Here is a 15,013-nt window from a genome sequence, read left to right as displayed (position 1 = left end):
GGTGTACGTCTGATCATCGCGCACCGAGCCACCGCTCGAGGTAGGCCAGCAGCCCGGTCACCTCACCTCCGCCGCTTCGGTAGCCGACGTGCCCGTCCGGCCGCACGAGATACAGCGCCGCGGCTCCTCGGGCGACGCCGAGCCGACGCAGCGCCGGGACCGGGTCCACCCCGGAGGCGGGTGCGGTCAGCCGGTGCACGCTGACCGCGTACCGGTCGAGCGCGGCGGTCAACGGGTCCGGCCAGGCGCCCGGCGGCCCGCACAGCAGCAGATGCCAGCCGGGCGCAGCCGTGAGCCGGTGCAGGGTCGGCCGGTCCCCGCCGGGCGACAGTGGAACGTCGGGTAGCCGGTCGCCGGCTCGCGGACCCCTGCGCGGCGCACCCGGTCCCTCCATCGACAGCGGGCTCCTGCGGTAGCGGATGGCCAACTCCGCGATCGTGCGGAAGGCGATGGACCGGACGAACCGCGGGGCGAGCACCGCGGGGATCACCGCGGGGGCGATCCGGGAACGGGCGAAGCGCACGAGCGGATTGGTGGCGGTGGCGACGGTGAACGCCCGATCCGTGAAGCGCAGGACCATCCGGCCGACCGGCGCCCGCTCCGCCTCGTAGCTCTCCAGCAGCAGCGGGTCGGCGTCGCCCCGCAGCGCGTGGGCCAACTTCCACCCGAGGTTGACCGCGTCCTGGATGCCGGTGTTCATGCCCTGCCCCCCGGCGGGGCTGTGGATGTGTGCGGCGTCGCCGGCCAGGAACAGCGGCCCGGAGCGGTAGCGGGTGGCAGCGCGGTGGTGCAGCCGGAAGTTGGTCATCCAGACCGGGTCGTGCAGTCGCACCGTCGCGCCGGTGTAGCCGTCGGCGAGGGCCTGCAACCCGCTGAGGGTGACCGGGGCGTCCGGTGGAGTCCGGTCGGTGCGTGGTCGCACGGCCACCACCCGCCAGGTGGCCGGGCGGCCGAGCGGGAAGAGGAGGAACATCCCCCGCTCGGCGAGGAACGCGTGCGCCGCGCCGACGCCCACGCCGTCGGCCTCGACGTCGGCCAGGACGAACGTCTGCGGGTACGCGGCACCCTGGAACCCGATCCCGGCCAGGTGGCGGACGGTGCTGTGCGCACCGTCGCAGCCCACCACGTACCGGGCTGACACCCGTTCCGCACCGCCGTCCCGGTGCCGCAGCGTCGCCACCGCCCCGTCCCCGGTCCGGTCCAGCCCGACCAGCTCGACGCCCCGCTCGACGGTGATCCCCGCCGTCGCCAGGTGCTCGCCCAGGATCCGTTCGGTCTCCGCCTGGGACAGCAGAAGCAGATACGGGTACGCGGTGTCGGGCAGACCGAGGTCGAACAGCGGCACCGTCCGCTGGCGGCCCCGGGTGTGCAGGCACAGCCGCACCGCGGGATTGCCCCGGGAGACCAACTCGTCGGTCACGCCGAGCCCGGCGAGGACCTCCAGGGTGCGCGGCTGGACAGCCAGCGCGCGCGACTCGCGCACCCGGTCCAGCGCCCGGTCGACCACGCGGGTCCAGACCCCCAACGCGGCCAACTGCCTGGCCATGGCGAGCCCGGTCGGCCCGGCCCCGACCACCAGCACCTCGACCGCGTCCATCGCGCCCCCTGGCTCGGACCGGGTGACTGCCCGCCGCCGCCTGACAATACCGAGGTTTCCCCCGCGGCTCACGCCTTCGGTGCGGGTGGTGCCGTGATGAGCCGGGCGAACAGGTCGGCGGCGCCGTCGAGGATCTCCCGGTCGCCGGTGATCAGCAGATCCAGCAGCAGGCCACGGGTCGCGGCGAGGGCCAACCGGGCGCGTCGGCGGGCCTCGGTCGGGTCGTACCCGAGCTGGCCGAACATCTCCTCGACAGGGGCCGCCCACGCGGCGATGACCGAGGCGCGGAACGACTCGGTCCAGGACCGGCCGAACAGGGCGTGCGCGTAGATCTCGAAGAACAAACGTTCCGCCGGGGCCAACGCCGGGTCGGCCAGGCGCCGCCAGAAGCGCCCGCTCACCTCGACCGGATCATCGCTGCCGGCGGCCAGCGCGGCGAGCGCGGCGCGCTGCTCGGCCTCGATCCGCCGGACGACCTCCGCGAGCAGGCCTTCCCGGCTGCCGAAGTGGTAGATCAGCATGCGGTGGCTGGTGCCCGTGGCGGAGGCGATCTCGCGGAGGCTGAGCTGGCTGAACCCGCCCTCCTTCAGGGCGTCGACGCACCGGTCGAGCAGCGCCTCGCGGGCGTCACCGGCCACCGGTGGACGCCGCGCCGTCGCCCGCCGCCGCGCCGGCATCCGCCTCGGCGGCCGCCTTCAGCCCGGCCGCCTCCAGCCGCAGGTACCGCCGGGTCCGAGCTGCGGTCAGCAGCGCGACCAGCCAGGCGAGGGCACCGTTCTGCCGGATGCCGATGCTGATCCGGGTCGTACCGTCCGGGTCGCGGTCGAGCCGGTGGTGGGCAACCGTGTGCACGCCGGGAGCGTGTGATTCCCAGGCGAACGAGCTGCCCGGCACCACCTCGCAGATCCGCCACACGACCGTCGGCAGGCCGGGCTGCCGGACGCGGAACCGGTTGCCCGGCTGCAGAACCGGGCCGTCGAGCGGCTCCACCGTCGACATCGAGGCCGTCCACCGGGGATAGCTCGTCACGTCCGTCAGCGCGGCCCAGGCGTGATCGAGCCCCGCCGGGGTGGTGATCGTCTCCGAGTAGTCCATGTACCAGATGGTACACACGCGACCGGGCGATCAGTAGCCCGCACCGCCGCCCAGTTGCCCCTTCACCCGGTCATGCAGCGCCGACAGGGACGGGGTGACCGTGACAGCGACCGGCGTCGGATCGGCCAGCCGCCGGGCCGCCTCCGGCAACCAGGCGAGGTCGGCGTCGAACCGGTCCCGCGCCGCCCGCACCTCGCCGGCCGGATCGGCACTCTCCTTGCGCCGGCCACCGCGCATGACCGGCACCAGCAACCGCTCGCGCTCCGCCGGCGGCGACTCGTCGCGCAATCCGACGAGATCCCCGCCGGCACCGGCGGGAGCTCGGAAGACCTGCTTGGGACCGGGGAGGGTGGCCTTGCCGGGCGACAGCTTCAGCACCGGCCGGTCGCCGTAGGCGACCAGTTTGTAGGCGCTGTCCAGGGACGGCGCGTCGTAGGAGACGCCCATCTTCGTGCCCACGCCGTACCCGTCGATCGGTGCGCCCTGGGCGACCAGCGCCGCGATCAGGTCCTCGTCGAGGCTGCCGCTGGCAACGATCTTGGCCTGTCGCAGTCCGGCCTCGTCCAGGATCGCGCGCGACTCCCGGGCCAGTGCCGCCAGGTCACCGGAGTCGAGCCGCACGGCCATCGGGCCGGTCAGCCCGAGTTCGGTGATGACGTCGACGGCGGCCCGCACGCCGGCGGGCGTGTCGTAGGTGTCGACCAGAAAAATCGGGTTCGTCGGGAAGTCGGCGGCGAAGGCGCGGAACGCGGCCCGCTCGTCCGGGAACGCCTCGACGTACGAGTGGGCCATCGTCCCCGACGGGTTGAGCCCGTACCGCCGGGCGGCCTCGACGTGGCTGGTCGCGGCGAAGCCGGCGATGGCCGACGCCCGCGCCACACCCGCCCCGGCTTCGATGCCGTGGGTGCGACGGAACGCGAAGTCGATCAGCTGCGCGTCGCCGGCGGCGAGCCGGCAGCGGGCGGCCTTGGTGGCCACCGTGGTGTGGAAGGTGATCAGGTTCAGCACCCCGGTCTCCACCAGCTGCGCCTCCGCGATGGGCGCGGTCACCTCCAGCAACGGCTCGTCGGCGAAGACCACTCGCCCCTCCGGTACGGCCCACACGTCGCCGGTGAACCGCAGCCCGGCGAGCGCCGCCAGGGTCGGCTGGTCGAGCCCGACGACCTCGCGCAGGTAGCCCAGCTCGTCGTCGTCGAACGCGAAGCCCTCCAGGAAGGCCAGCGCCTCGGCCAGCCCGGCCGCGACCAGGAAGCCCCGCCGGTGCGGCAGGCGGCGGACGAAGAGGCTGAACGTGGCCGGCTCGGTCATGCCGCGACGCAGGTAGCTGGCCGCCATCCGCAGCTCGTACAGGTCGGTACGCAGTCCAGTCATGCCCGCTCCTCCGCCACGCCATCACTGTGGTCGACCGCGACGTGCAGTGTCCGGGGAATGGCGGATCCACAACGGGCGGCACCCCGGCGCCGGGCCGGGTGCCGCCACGTGTTCCGGTCAGGCCGCCGCCCGCGCCGGGTCGAGGCCGAAGACGTCCAGCGGGATGGACCGAAGACGCCGGAGGGCACCAGGCTCAGGTGAAGAGGCAGAACGGGTGACCGGCCGGATCGAGGTGCACCCGCACGTCGGCCTGGGGCTGGAAGTCCGCCACCGTCGCGCCGGCGGCCACCGCGTGGGCCGACGCCGATTCCAGGTCGTCGACGCTGATGTCGAGGTGGGCCATCATCTGCGGCTCCCCCGGGCCGGCGGGCCAGACCGGGCGCACGTACGCGGGCTCGGTCTGGAAGGACAGCGCCCCGTGGCCGTCCGACGCGCGCAGCACCACCCAGTCCGGCTCGTCCTCGTGCCGGGCCCAGCCGAGCAGGCGCTCGTAGAACGCGGCGAGTTCCTGCGCGTCGGGCGAGTCCAGCACGGTGGCGGCCAGGGTCAGTCGTGGTCGGTCTGCCATGCCCCTGTCGTACCCCGGTGACGCGGCCGCGGCACCTGCCTCATGCCGCACCCGCTCTCTCGGAAGGTGCCCGGCGAAGGCCCCGCGGCGGGCCTACAGTGTGGGCATGTGGGAGTCCGTTGCCGGGCCGGTGGTGAGCATGGTCGCCGCCGCGACGCTGATCGCCCCGACACCGACCCCGACCCCGGGGCCCCCGGTCGACGCGACACCCGTGCTCACCACCGCCCCGTTCGGGGCGCTGCCCGGACAGCAGGTCACCCACACCATCACGATCTCCGGCACGGCCGCGCTGACCGCGGCGGTGATCACCCTCACCACCACGGCCGACCTGGACAGCATCACCGCCCGCGCCGAACCCGGCCGGTGCACCGTCTCCGCCCGTACCGTCGTCTGCGAACTGGGTGACGTCCGGCTGGCCGCCGGTGGGACAGCGCCGCGCGTCACGATCACCGGCCGGATCAGCCCGGGCGAGCCACGCGGCGCGCTGGTCCGCAACCGGGTCACCCTCACCGCCGCGCAGTTCGCCGGCGGCAGCGCCCAGGTCGCCAGCAACGCGTACCTGATTCCCGGGGCGGACCCGACGATCCTGGAGTCGCCGGGGCAGACCGAAGCCGCGGTGACGATCGTTCCGCCACACCGGCGGTCGATGGCGGCTCCGGCCGTGGCGGTGCTGGTGGCCGGCGCTATCGCGGTCGGCGCGCTGCTGCTGGCCCGCCGGCGCAGACGCCCGGGCGGCACGTGAACGCCGCACTCCCACCACCTGTTACGCCGACACCACGGAATCCGATGTAAGAGCTGACGGGATCGGCGGCGGGAGGCTGCGGCATGAACCACGCGTGGCGACGGGCGGCGCTGGCGGCGACCGCCGGGGCGGCGGCCCTGACCGTGACGTCGGTGAGCCTGCCGATCGGGGCGGACAGCGCCGCGGCCGACCCGATCCTGCCCCTTCCCCAGCCCAGCCTGTCAGTGTCCGTGTCGCTGCCGCCGGTGAAACCGCCGTCGATCACGCTGCCCTCCGTCACGGTCTCGCCGCTCCGGCCGCCGATCCTGACCCGCCCCTCCCCCACGCCGAGCGGCTCGCCCACCGGGTCGCGCCCCAGCACACCGGCGTCACCCGCCGCGCCCCGGTCCACCACCGCCCCGGACTCCCCCGCCGCCCCGGCCATCGACCCGGACAGCGCCGCCACCGTCATCACCGACGACCCGGGTGCCGACCTGTATCCCCAACCACCGGTCGACGCCGCCGTCACGCCCCAGGCCCGGCAGGTCGCCGCGCTGACCGAGGTCCAGCACCGGATCCAGTACCTGCAGAACATCCTCGCCCGCACCCGCGACGACCTGGACCGGGTGCAGCGCGAACCGGACCCGGTGCTGCAGCTGCTGACCGCGCTGACGGCGGGCGGGGCTCCGGGCGACCCGCCGCCCATCGCCGTGGCGGACGCGGCGGACCTGGTCGACACCCCCACCGGCCGCGCCGCCGCCCTGTCCGCCGCGATCACCTCCGGCCAGGCCGAACTCGGCCGCCGCCAGCGGGAAGAGACGACCCTCCGGCAGGAGATCGACCGGCGCGCCCGCTCCGCCGTGGTCCCGGCCGCGGCACCGAACCACGAGGAGACCACCAGGGGCGGCGGCCGGCTGGGCCGGCCGGTGGCCGGCCGCCTCACCAGCGGGTACGGCGTCCGGTTCGATCCCTACTACCACGTCTGGCAGCGGCATCCCGGCGTGGACCTCGCCGCCCCGGCCGGCACGCCGATCGTCGCCGCGATGGACGGCCGGGTCACCCGCGCCGGCTGGTACGGCGGCTACGGCAACTACACCTGCATCGACCACGGCAGGGCGGACGGGCAGCGGCTCTCCACCTGCTACGGCCACCAGTCCCGCCTGCTGGTGTCGCCCGGTCAGCGGGTCCGTGCCGGGCAGGTGATCGGCCTGGTCGGCTCCACCGGCGCGTCGACCGGTCCCCACCTGCACTTCGAGGTGCGGCTCGGCGGCCGGGCCGTGGACCCGCTGCCCTGGCTCTGACCCGCGCCTCCCGGTGGTCGGCGCCGATGTCGAGGCCCAACAGCACGTCGACCTCGATGGTGCGGGCGGTCAGCAGCAGTGAACCTGTCGTGCAGAAGCGGTGCGACCGGCGCTCGCACGGTGGCGTCATCACTTCTTCGTCAGTTCTTCACACCTGGGTCCGTACCGTGCCGGCATGTTCGCACGGGAACGAGGGCTTGTGGCACCATCGCCAGCGCAGAGCAGGAACGACCGGCAATGGCGGGCCGTGCGCCGGCGTATCCGGGAGACCCTCGCGATCCGGCGGGCCAGCGCGGCCGCCGGGCGGCGGACGGCCGCCGGGTACGAGGTTGCCGACTCCGAGCAGCGTGGCGTACCCGCCGGTGGCGACCTCGGGGCCGGCGTATGACGCGGCGAGGGCAAGGCACCGCCGCGCCGTACGGGAGGGATGTCCACATGCTCGACGCGCCGACCCAGGTGATCCCGGCGGTCGCCGCACCACCACCGCGGCGGCGTCGGGCGCGCCGCCCGCGGCTGCTGATCTGCGCGCTGCTGGCCCTGTTGCTGGCCGGAGCGGGGCTGGTCGCGATCGCGCCGCTGCTTCGCCCGCTGCCCGCGCCGACCGTCACCCGGACCCTGGCGGTGTCGAGGACCATTCCCGGCAAGGTCCCGGCGATGCCGTGGCCGAAGACGGGGCAGGCCGCCCTCTCGGTCGTGGGGGTGGGCTCGCTGGGCCGGTCGGGCGGGAGCCACCCGGTGCCCATCGCGAGCGTGACCAAGGTGATGACCGCGTACGTCATCCTGACCGAGCACCCCCTGCGCCGGGGCGAGCCGGGACCGGACCTCACCGTCAGCGCGGAGCAGGCCGCCGCGTACCCGGCGGAGCAGGCGCGTGGCGAGTCGCTGATCCCGGTCGTCACGGGCGCGGTCTTCACCGAGCGCCAGGCGCTCCAGGCGGTGCTGCTGCCGTCGGCGAACAACATGGCGCGGATCCTCGCCGCCTGGGACGCCGGCAGCATCGAGGCATTCATCGCCAAGATGAACGACACCGCCGCCGCGCTCGGTATGACCAACACCCATTACACCGATCCGTCCGGGTACGACCCGGGCACCGTCAGCACCGCCGTCGATCAGGTGATACTGGCCCGCAAGGCGATGAAACTGCCGGCGTTCGCGGAGATCGTGGCGCAGAAGAAGGCCACTCTGCCGGTCGCCGGCACGGTGGAGAACTACAACTCCCTGGTCGGCCGGGACGGCGTCGTGGGAATCAAGACCGGGTCCACCGACGAGGCCGGCGGCTGCCTCGTCTTCGCCGCCGTCGTCAAGGTGGGTGGCCGGAGCATCACCATCGTGGGCGCTGTCCTGGGGCAGCCCGGCGCCAACACCCCGGTGCAGCTGGACCGGGTGTTCCGGGTGACCCGTCCGCTGGTCCGCGCCGCCGCCGCGGCGATCGCGGTGCACCCGATCGTCCGGGCCGGCGATCAGGTGGCCACCGTGCGGGGGCCGCTCGGCGCCGGCACCACGATCACGGCGGCGCGGGACCTGACCGTGGTGGGCTGGCCCGGCATGCGGGTACGGCTGGACGCGGACCTCCCGGCCGTGCCCGCCCGGCTGCCGGCCGGGGCCGAACACGGCCGGCTCAGCGCTGTCGCCGGTGACGGCGCCCCGGTCGCCACCCCGCTCCGCACCGGGGTGGGGCTGGTGCCCCCGAGCGCCTGGGACCGCATCCGGCAGCACCGCTGAGCCCGGGCGCGGGCCGCCGATGAGGAAGTCCTGCGGCCGAGGCCGGTGCCGAACGGGTGAGCGGTGGTCAGGAGCCGCCCGAGATCAGCGCCAGCCCGGTCTCCGGGTCGACCTGCTTGGCCAATTCCGGCGCCACCTCCGAGATGATCACCTCCAGGGTCGGCCAGACCCGCCCGCGCAGCAGGTGCCCGCCGACGGTGCCGCCGTCCGAGCGGCCCAGCACCGCGTGCACGTGCAGGGCCGGCTCCCCGTTCTGCTCGGCGACGTCACCGAGCAGAGAGAGCACCTCGACCTGCTCGGTGACCGGGATGCGCCGGTAGTCGCCGGCCGCCCGGTCGAACCAGCCCAGCTCGGCCTCGGCGAACCCGCCGACCGCGGTCACCCGGGCGGCGCGGATCCCCTGTTCGCGCAGCGCCGCGCCGACGGCGCCGACCGCCTCCTCCCCCTTGTCGCAGACCACCACCAGCACCCGTCCGGTCTGGTGCCGTACCTCCCGTGCCCGCATCTGGGTCTCCTCTCCCGGGCGTCGTCCGCACCGCTGTCCGTCAGCCGACCCGGTACCGGTCCGCCTCGGTCGCCCGCAGATCCAGCCCGTTGCCGGGCCGGTCGAGCGGGACGGCGACGGCGCCGCCGGTGGCCGGCACCACCCCGTCGAAGAACATCGACTCGATCCGGACGTGGTCGTGGAACCACTCGAGGTGCCGCAGGTTCGGGGTGGCGGCGACGACCGCCAGATGCTGGTGCGGCGCGCAGTGCGCGGAGACCTCCAGGCCGGCGGCGGCCGCCACCGCGGCGGCCCGCAGGAACTCGGTGATCCCGCCGCAGCGGGTGACGTCGATCTGGAGGCAGTCGACGTAAGGGGCCATCCGGTGGAAGTAGGCGAGGTCGAAGCCGTACTCCCCGGCCGCCACGTCGGGCAGGACCTGGTCGCGGACCAGGCCGAGGCCCGGCAGATCGTCGGAGCTGACCGGCTCCTCGTACCACCGGACGTCGAGGTCGGCGGCGGCCCGCATCACCCGCACGGCCTGCTTGCGCTGGTAGCCGCCGTTGGCGTCCACGTACAGCTCCGCGTCGGCGCCGATGGTGCGCCGGGCGGCGGCCATCCGGGCCAGGTCGTGGGGGACCTCGCTGCCGCCGGACTCCCCGATCTTGATCTTCACTCGGGGGATGCCCTGTTCGTGCACCCAACCGGCGAGCTGGCGGTGCTGGCGCTCGGCGTCGTAGGTGGTGAAGCCGCCGCTGCCGTACACCGGGACCCGGTGGCGGGCGGTGCCGAGCAGCCGGGCCAGCGGCAGGCCGTGCCGGCGGGCCTTGAGGTCCCACACCGCGCAGTCGGCGGCGGAGAGCGCCAACCCGGCCACCCCGGGCCGCCCGGTGTTGCGCAGCTGCCGGCGCATGGCCGTCCAGGCGGCCGGCACGTCGTCCGGGTCCAGGTCGGCCACCACCGGAGCGAACAGCTCGGTCACCACCGGCGCGACGGCCGTGGGGCCGTAGGTCCAGCCGAGACCGGTCTGCCCGTCGGCCTCCGCCCGGACCAGCACCATCGTGGTGGCGTCCCAGGCCAGGGTGCCGTCGCCCTCGGGGTCGTCGGTCGGCACCCGGTACGCGGCGGCGGTCAGCCGCACCAGGTCACCGCTTCCACCGGCGCGCGGCGAGCGCGACCACCGGGGCCAGCGCGGCCAGCCCGGCGAGCCCGGCGGTGGCCCAGCGGACCGCCCGCGGCGGTCGGCCCGGCCGGTGGGTCCACGCCTGCTCGGGACGGGGCGGCACGCCCGTGCCGTGCAGACCGGCGCGGAGCAGCTCGGCCAGGTGGATCGCCTGCCGGCCGCCGGCGGCGCTCTGCGCCACCTGGGTACGGCAGCTGAAGCCGTCGGCGAGGATGACGTCGGTGTCGGCGGCGGCGCGGACGGCGGGCAGCAGCACCCGTTCGGCGCACGCCTCGGAGACCTCGTAGTGCCCCTGCTCGAAGCCGAAGTTGCCGGCCAGCCCGCAGCAGCCGGAGTCCAGAAAGTCAGCGCGCACCCCGGCGCTCGCGAGCACCGCCTGCTCGGCGGTGGTGCCGAGGACGGCGTGCTGGTGGCAGTGGGTCTGGATCAGCGCGTGCGCCGGCAGGGAGGGCGGCCGCCAGCCGGGGCTGTGCTGGTGCAGCAGCTCGGCCAGGGTCACCGTCTGCCGGCGCAACTTGCCGACGTCCTCGTCGGCGGGGAACAGCTCGTGGGCGTCGCCGCGGAACACGGCCGTACAGCTCGGTTCGAGGCCGACCACCCGGGTGCCGGCCCGCAGGTGCGGGCGCAGCACGTCCACGGTGCGCTGCAGTACCCGCTTGGCGACGCCGAGCTGGCCGGTGGAGATCCAGGTCAGGCCGCAGCACACCGGCTTCTCGGGGACGCGGACCCGCCAGCCGGCCGCCTCCAGCACCTCGACCGCGGCCTGGGCGACGCCGGGGTGGAAGTGGTTGGTGAAGGTGTCCGGCCAGAGCACCACCTCGCCCCGGGACCCGTCCCCGCCGGGGATGCGGCGGGCGAACCAGCGCTGGAACGACTCCGGGGCGAAGACGGGAACGTCACGGCGCTGGTCAACGCCCCCGGCCGCCTTGACCAGCCGGCCGAGCACCGGGGCGTGCGCCAGCGCGTTGGCCACCCCGGGGGCGAGTCCGGCGAACGCGGCCGCCGCCGGCAGCCAGCCCATCGAGTAGTGCGCCCGGGGGCGCAGCCGGCCCGCGTAGTGGTGGGAGAGGAACTCGGCCTTGTAGGTGGCCATGTCGACGTTGACCGGGCAGTCCGCCTTGCAGCCCTTGCAGGCCAGGCAGAGGTCGAGGGCGTCGCGGACGGCGGTGGAGCGCCAGCCGTCGCCGATGGTGCCGCCCCGCGCGGTCCCGTCGAGCATCTCGAAGAGCAGCCTCGACCGGCCCCGGGTGGAGTGCTCCTCCTCCCGGGTGACCATGTACGACGGGCACATCACCCCGCCGTGCTCCCGGCGGCACTGACCGACGCCGACGCAGCGCAGCACCGCTCGGCTGAAGCTGCCGTCGTCGTCGGGGTAGCGGAACTGCGTGTCGAGATCGCCGTGGTTGAAGTCCACGCCCAGCCGAAGTTGGCTGTCCAGCGGGTAGGGGGCGACCTTCTTGCCGGGGTTCATCCGGTTGTCCGGGTCGAAGATCGCCTTGAACTGGCCGAAGGCGCGGATCAGCCGCTCGCCGAACATCTTCGGCAACAGTTCGCCGCGGGCCTGCCCGTCGCCATGCTCCCCGGAGAACGAGCCGCCGTACGAGACCACCAGGTCGGCGGCGCGTTCGAGGAACGAGCGGAACTGGCGTACCCCGTCCGCCGTCCTCAGCTCGAACGGGATCCGGGTGTGCACGCAGCCCTGCCCGAAGTGCCCGTAGAGCGACGCCTGACCGAAGCCGTACTCCTGGAAGAGGCGGTCCAGATCGCGCAGGTAGTCGCCCAGCCGTTCCGGGGGGACCGCGGAGTCCTCCCAGCCCTCCCAGGTGTCCGGCTCGCCCGGCACGCGGGCCGTGGCGCCCAGCCCGGACTCACGCACCGCCCACATCTGCTCCTCGACGGCGGTGTCGTCGAACCGGTGCACGCCCGGCCCGCCGTCGCGGCACAGGGCGTCGACCAGGCGCGCGGCGGCGGCCTCCGCCTCCTCGACGGTGTCGCCACCCAACTGCACCATCAGCCAGCCGCCGCCGTCGGCCAGCTTGTGCAGGGCCTCGGGGTGCAGCCGCTTGCGCTTCTCGAAGTTGATCAGCTTGTCGTCGAGCCCTTCGAGGGCGATCGGGTGATGCGGCAGGACCCGCGGCACGTCGTCGGCCGCGGCGGCGATGTCCGGGTAGGACAGGAACACCATCGACTTGGCGCGCACCACCGGCAGCAGCTTGAGCCGGGCCCGCAGCACGGTGACCAGGGTGCCCTCGGAGCCCACCAGGGCCTGCGCGACGTGGAAGTTCTTCTCCGGCAGCAGGCTGTCGAGGTTGTAGCCGGAGACCCGGCGCGGGATGTCCGGGTACCGGGTGCGGATCTCGGTCAGGTGCTCGTCCCGCAGCGCGCGCAGCTGGCGGTAGACCTCGGCCGGGCGGCCGCCCCGGCGCTGGATCTCGGCGTACTGCTCGTCGGTGGTCTCCCCCACCCACATCCGGGTGCCGTCGTAGAGCAGCACCTCCAGCTCGACGACGTTGTCGACCGCCTTGCCGCTGTGCTGCGCGGTCGAGCCGCACGAGTTGTTGCCGACCATCCCACCGATCGTGCAGTGACTGTGGGTGGAGGGGCGCGGCCCGAACTCCAGCCCGTCGGGCGCCAGCAGGTCGTTCAGGGTGTCCAGCACGATGCCCGGCTCGACCAGGCAGGTCCGCGCCCGCCGGTCGACCGCCAGCAGCCGGTTGCAGTACTTCGACCAGTCGATGATCACCGCCACGTTGGTGACCTGGCCGCCCAGGCTGGTGCCACCGCCCCGGGAGAGCACGGGCACGCCGTGCCGCCGGCAGGTGGCCACCGCGGCCACGGCCGCCTCGACCGTACGGGGCACCACCAGGCCGAGCGGCACCTGCCGGTAGTTGGAGCCGCCGGTGGCGTACGCCGCCCTGGAACCGGCGTCGAACCGGACCTCGCCGTCGACCTCGGCGCGCAGGTCGGCGGCGAGGGCGGCCAGGGCGACGTCGCGGATCGGGGCCGGCGCGCGCAGGACCGGGTCGGGCAGCGGCACGGCGCCGACGGTGGGTGCCGTCCGTGCGGCCGTGCCGCTGACCCGGCGGCTCATGACCGCAGCTCGTTGATCTTGTCGCGGGCGACGGTGGCGAGGGTGGCCATCTTGTTGGGCTGGCCGCGCAGGAACGCCTCGGTGAAGTGCTTCGCCTGGTCGTACTTGACCTTGCCGGGCATCGGCGGCTCGTTGGGGTTGACGTCGCAGTCGACCAGGGCCGGGCCCGGGTGGGCCAGGGCCTCCCGGATCGCCTCGGGCACCGCCCTGGGATCGCTGACCTTCACGCCGTACCCGCCGCAGGCCCGCGCCCAGGCGGCGAAGTCGGCCTCCGGCTGCCGGTGCCGCACCGCGTACTCGGGATAGCCGAGGACGATCTGCTCCCAGAGGATCTGCCCGTACGAGTTGTTGTTGTTGATCACGACCTTGATCGGCAGCTCGTGCCGGACCGCGGTGAGGAACTCGGCCATCAACATGGCGAACCCGCCGTCCCCGACGAAGGCGATCACCTGCCGCCCCGGGTACGCGTGCTGCATGGCGATGGCGTACGGCAGGCCCGGTGCCATCGTGGCCAGGTTGCCGGACAGGTAGAACTCCCGCCCGCCGCGGATGGTCCAGTGCCGGGCCGCCCAGGTGGCGATGGTGCCCGAGTCGCAGGTGAGGATCGCGTCCGAGGTGGCCGCCTGGTCGACGCAGCTCATCAGGTACTGCGGGGCGATCGGGTCCCGCGACGGGTCCTGCAGGGCGATCATGTCGGCCCGCCACGCGTCGCGCTCGCGCTGGTACTTCGTCAGGAAGGCCCGGTCGCCGCCCTGGAGCAGGGGCAGGAGCTGCTGCAACGCCACCTTCGCGTCGGCGGTGACCGCGGCGTCCACCGGCAGCCGCATGCCGATCAGGCTGGCCTCGATGTCGATCTGCACCACCCGGGCCTGCCCCGGCGACGGCAGGTACTTCCCGTACGGGAAGGAGGTGCCGACCATCAGCAGGGTGTCGCACTCCTCCATCAGCTCCTCGCTCGGCCGGGTGCCGAGTAGGCCGAGCCCGCCGGTGGTGAGTGGGTGGTCGTCGGGGACCACCATCTTGCCCGGCAGCGTCTTGACGATCGGGCTGCCGAGCTTCTCCGCCAGGGCGATGACCTCGTCGCGGGCGTGCCGGGCGCCGACGCCGACCAGCATCGCCACCTTCCGGCCGGCGTTGAGCACCTCGGCGGCCCGGGCCAGGTCGGCCTGCTCCGGCGGCACGGCCGGCTGCGACACCAACGGGCTGCTCATCGGCGGCTCCCCCGGGCTGACGTGCCGGTACGGGTCGTCCCCGGCGGCGGCGACCTGGATGTCGTTGGGGAAGGTCAGGTGCGCGACGCTGCGCCGGGCCAGGGCGTGCCGGATGGCGATGTCGAGCACCCCGGGCATCTGCTGCGGGTTGGTGACCATCAGGTTGTAGGCCTCGGCCACGTCCTGGTAGAGCAGCTCCGTGTGCACCTCCTGCTGGTAGTGCGAGCCGAGCACGGAGGACTCCTGCATGCCGGTGATGGCCAGCACCGGCACGTGGTCGAGCTTGGCGTCGTACAGGCCGTTGAGCAGGTGGATGGCGCCGGGGCCGGAGGTGGCGACGCAGACGCCGATCCGCCCGGTGGCCTTGGCGTACCCGGTGGCCATGAAGGCGGCCGCCTCCTCGTGGTGCACCAGGACGAACTTCAGCTTCTCCCGCTGCCGGCGGAAGCCCTCCATCAGGCCGTTGATGCCGTCGCCGGGAAGCCCGAAGACGGTGTCGACGCCCCAGTCCACCAGTCGCCGGGCCAGGCTCTCGCCCACGATCTCCTGCACGTCACGCCTCCTGCTCGTGGAGTCCCACGTTCCGGCCCCCGCTGGTGCCGGCGGTCGTACCGCCGACGGCGAGCGGCGCGGCGGCCGCTCGCGGCAGGCGCGCGGGCGTGGGCGGAC

Annotated in this window: 13 protein-coding genes; 4 read left to right on the top strand and 9 right to left on the bottom strand. The window is 74.1% G+C overall.

The features are described 5' to 3' along the window. Nucleotides 1-13: 13 nt before the first annotated feature. From Q2K19_RS24855 to Q2K19_RS24835, 5 genes are all read right to left on the bottom strand, one after another. The gene (locus tag Q2K19_RS24855) at nt 14-1,597 is read right to left on the bottom strand and encodes an FAD-dependent monooxygenase (RefSeq protein WP_302764197.1); all 1,584 of its coding nucleotides are present in this window, start codon (nt 1,595-1,597) and stop codon (nt 14-16) included. A 68-nt stretch (nt 1,598-1,665) separates the two neighbouring features. Continuing rightward, on the bottom strand, nt 1,666-2,235 hold the full coding sequence (locus Q2K19_RS24850) for a TetR/AcrR family transcriptional regulator (protein WP_302764195.1): 570 nt from the start codon (nt 2,233-2,235) through the stop codon (nt 1,666-1,668). Beyond that, on the bottom strand, nt 2,225-2,692 hold the full coding sequence (locus tag Q2K19_RS24845; protein WP_302764194.1) for an SRPBCC family protein: 468 nt from the start codon (nt 2,690-2,692) through the stop codon (nt 2,225-2,227). The genes Q2K19_RS24850 and Q2K19_RS24845 overlap by 11 nt, the downstream gene beginning before the upstream one ends. A gap of 30 nt (nt 2,693-2,722) precedes the next feature. After that, nucleotides 2,723-4,063: a nicotinate phosphoribosyltransferase gene (locus Q2K19_RS24840; RefSeq protein ID WP_302764193.1), complete on the bottom strand. Its 1,341-nt coding sequence runs from the start codon at nt 4,061-4,063 to the stop codon at nt 2,723-2,725. Between the two features lie 193 nt (nt 4,064-4,256). Next, a complete protein-coding gene (locus Q2K19_RS24835) occupies nt 4,257-4,631 on the bottom strand; it encodes a VOC family protein (RefSeq protein ID WP_302764191.1) in 375 nt (124 codons plus the stop codon). Between the two features lie 106 nt (nt 4,632-4,737). On the opposite strand from Q2K19_RS24835, the gene Q2K19_RS24830 reads away from it, so the two are divergent. From Q2K19_RS24830 to Q2K19_RS24815, 4 genes are all read left to right on the top strand, one after another. Continuing rightward, nucleotides 4,738-5,373, top strand: coding sequence for a hypothetical protein (locus Q2K19_RS24830; RefSeq protein ID WP_302764188.1), 636 nt, complete (start codon nt 4,738-4,740; stop codon nt 5,371-5,373). An 83-nt stretch (nt 5,374-5,456) separates the two neighbouring features. Then, entirely contained in the window at nt 5,457-6,653 is a 1,197-nt protein-coding gene (locus Q2K19_RS24825; protein ID WP_302764185.1) for a peptidoglycan DD-metalloendopeptidase family protein, read from the top strand. Nucleotides 6,654-6,852: 199 nt separating this feature from the next. Next, nucleotides 6,853-7,041: a hypothetical protein gene (locus tag Q2K19_RS24820; protein WP_302764183.1), complete on the top strand. Its 189-nt coding sequence runs from the start codon at nt 6,853-6,855 to the stop codon at nt 7,039-7,041. A 47-nt stretch (nt 7,042-7,088) separates the two neighbouring features. After that, nucleotides 7,089-8,375, top strand: coding sequence for a D-alanyl-D-alanine carboxypeptidase family protein (locus Q2K19_RS24815; protein WP_302764181.1), 1,287 nt, complete (start codon nt 7,089-7,091; stop codon nt 8,373-8,375). Between the two features lie 67 nt (nt 8,376-8,442). Here the strand turns inward: Q2K19_RS24815 and Q2K19_RS24810 are convergent, their stop codons facing one another. Genes Q2K19_RS24810 through Q2K19_RS24795 form a run of 4 tightly spaced genes read right to left on the bottom strand, consistent with a single transcriptional unit; the run spans nt 8,443 to nt 14,896 of the window. Further along, a complete protein-coding gene (locus Q2K19_RS24810; protein ID WP_302764178.1) occupies nt 8,443-8,880 on the bottom strand; it encodes a PPC domain-containing DNA-binding protein in 438 nt (145 codons plus the stop codon). 40 nt (nt 8,881-8,920) lie between these two features. Continuing rightward, nucleotides 8,921-10,000 carry an enolase C-terminal domain-like protein gene (locus tag Q2K19_RS24805; protein WP_302764177.1) on the bottom strand — a complete coding sequence of 360 codons (1,080 nt, stop codon included), beginning with the start codon at nt 9,998-10,000 and terminating at the stop codon, nt 8,921-8,923. 4 nt (nt 10,001-10,004) lie between these two features. Continuing rightward, entirely contained in the window at nt 10,005-13,133 is a 3,129-nt protein-coding gene (locus Q2K19_RS24800) for an FAD-binding and (Fe-S)-binding domain-containing protein (protein WP_302764175.1), read from the bottom strand. Beyond that, on the bottom strand, nt 13,130-14,896 hold the full coding sequence (locus Q2K19_RS24795; protein WP_302764172.1) for a thiamine pyrophosphate-dependent enzyme: 1,767 nt from the start codon (nt 14,894-14,896) through the stop codon (nt 13,130-13,132). Before Q2K19_RS24795 ends, Q2K19_RS24800 begins: the two co-directional genes overlap by 4 nt. Nucleotides 14,897-15,013 lie beyond the last annotated feature (117 nt).

Origin of the sequence: Micromonospora sp. NBRC 110009 (assembly GCF_030518795.1) — a bacterium.
Classification (GTDB): Bacteria; Actinomycetota; Actinomycetes; order Mycobacteriales; family Micromonosporaceae; genus Micromonospora.
Note: the sequence above shows the minus strand (reverse complement) of the source record. Positions and strands in the feature narration are given on the sequence as shown.